This is a genomic window from Streptomyces sp. NPDC059564 (genome assembly GCF_042735575.1).
Classification (GTDB): Bacteria; Actinomycetota; Actinomycetes; order Streptomycetales; family Streptomycetaceae; genus Streptomyces.
Genome location: NZ_JBHWBP010000629.1, coordinates 1 through 2011 on the forward strand (window position 1 = coordinate 1; position 2011 = coordinate 2011).

The following is a 2011-nucleotide window of genomic DNA, read 5'->3' on the forward strand; positions in this document are numbered from 1 at the left end:
GACCTGCCGCATGCGCTCGTGGAGTGGGTCGCCATGCTGGTTGTCACTCGTGAGGGCGACCGGCGCTGCAAGCTCCGTCCGTCCCAGCGGGCGATGGTGGCACTGGTGTACCTGCGAGAGCACACCACTCTGGCGAAGATCGCCGCCGGGTTCGGGATCAGCGAGTCCACCGCCCACGCCTACACCCACGCGGTCGTCGACCTGCTCGCCGAACGAGCACCGGGTCTACTCAAGACGCTGCGCGAGCACGATCCCGACTTCATCCTGCTCGACGGCACCCTCGCCGAGTGCGACCGGGTCGGCGACGGCCGGGCCGACTACTCCCACAAACACCGGCGCCACGGCGTGAACGTGCAGGTCGTCACCGACCCCTGCGGCCGGCTGCTGTGGCTCTCGCCCGCCCTGCCGGGCCGCACACACGACCTGACCGCCGCCCGCACCCACCGGATCATCCGGATCTGCGAGCGCCAGGGCGTTCCCGTCCTGGCCGACCTCGCCTACCAAGGTGGAGGGCCGTGGCTGACGACCGGCATCAAACGCAAGCCACTCCAGGAACTCACTCCCACCGAAAAGACCCTCAACCGGGCGCTGGCCGCAGCACGAGCGCCCGTTGAACGCGGTGTCGCGATCCTGAAGTCCTGGCGGATCTTCCGCACGTCCCGGTGCAGCCCCAACCGCATGACGTCAATCGTCAAGGCCATCCTCACGCTGGAGCGGCAGCGCTGAAGATCCTTAGTGAGCGCTTCGTCTGGCGATAACCGCCATATGAAGCGCTCACGCGGAACCGAAACCCCTGGGGTCAGTCCTGATCTTGGCTGTACTGGGCCGCGTACCAACTGGAGTCGATGGCGGGGTTGCGCAGCGCCCCCCAGAATCGGTCGTCAGGTATCGGTGGCAGGGGCTGATTGCCCAGGTCCGCATGCAGATCCGCACGCCAGTCGAGAGTGAAGTGACTCCGGGTCTCCGCGCTCTCGCACACGGACCTGTACGGGGACCCCCAGATCCCGAGGGCTATCTTCTCCGCGGCCCACCTGCGCGTGTGGTCTCGGCCGGTGTCGGCCTGTGCGAGCACCGCGCGGAGTCGCAGGGCGAGCGGGCCGGTCTGGTCAGGCTGCGGCAGGGCCACACCGCACTCCCACGCGTCCAGGGCTGTCTTGACCTCCGGGTAGTTGTTCAGACCCGTTTCGACCGCCAGTCTGCGCAGCTGCTTCCGCGCGGCGTCGACCACCTGCTCATACGGCAGGACTGCGATCAGCGCACCGAGTTCCTCATGCCCGTCCAGGTGGCTCACGTGGAGGAGGTCGGTGGGACTGTAGGACAGGTCCAGCTCTGGAAGCGGCTCATCCGGTGCGGGAAGGGACTCGTCGGCACTGTACTGCGGCCTGGCAGGCGGACGCGCCTCCCAGAACAGCCGGCCGTTGAAGGTGACGACACCGGCGTCCTGGCCGCGCTCAAGCGTGCCGGCCAGTTCGGCCAGATACCCACCCAGCGAGTCGGCCTGCCCGAAACTGGTGCCGGTCTCGTCGAAGAACCGTCCGATCACACCGAAGGAGTCCCGCCCGGTACGGCAATCCATCAGAAGACCGTCCGACGTCACGTCGTAAGAACCGAACTTCACGTAGTCGTGAAGCCAGTAGCCCTCGGTCTCCCCGTCGAGGCCCTGGTCGATGCCGCGCATGAACCCGGTGTCCCCGAGGATTCCGATCACTCCGAGCAGCCGGTCGCCCGTGCTGAACCGGAAAGCCTCAGGTCCCTCCAGCGCCCCGTTGTGCCGGAGGAGTGAAGCGACCAGGTCCGGAGGAAAGGTGACCCCCAGTTCCTGTTGCGCTGCTGCGATCTCCTCGCCTCCTGCGGGCGGCCGAAGCGTGGCAAACGTGCGGGGCGCGTGCTCGCGCAGCCACGCGTCGATGCGAGTCCATGAGTCCTGGACCAGGTCTGATGTCATAGGGCCGACCTTAGAACCAGCGGCTGACAACAGCTTGATCGTCGCTCACCGGCCTTGCCGCCGGGT

At 67.3% G+C, this 2011-nt stretch carries 2 protein-coding genes; one reads left to right on the top strand and one right to left on the bottom strand.

Annotation, left to right across the window (positions count from 1 at the left end; all coding sequences use genetic code 11):
• The coding region (locus tag ACFV0Q_RS41045) for a transposase family protein (protein ID WP_385013155.1) at nucleotides 1-726 on the top strand (726 nt) is incomplete at its 5' end.
• Nucleotides 727-799: 73 nt separating this feature from the next.
• Here the strand turns inward: ACFV0Q_RS41045 and ACFV0Q_RS41050 are convergent.
• Nucleotides 800-1945 (bottom strand): SMI1/KNR4 family protein, encoded by a 1146-nt coding sequence (locus ACFV0Q_RS41050; RefSeq protein WP_385013156.1) that lies wholly within the window; start codon nucleotides 1943-1945, stop codon nucleotides 800-802.
• Between the last annotated feature and the right edge of the window lie 66 nt (nucleotides 1946-2011).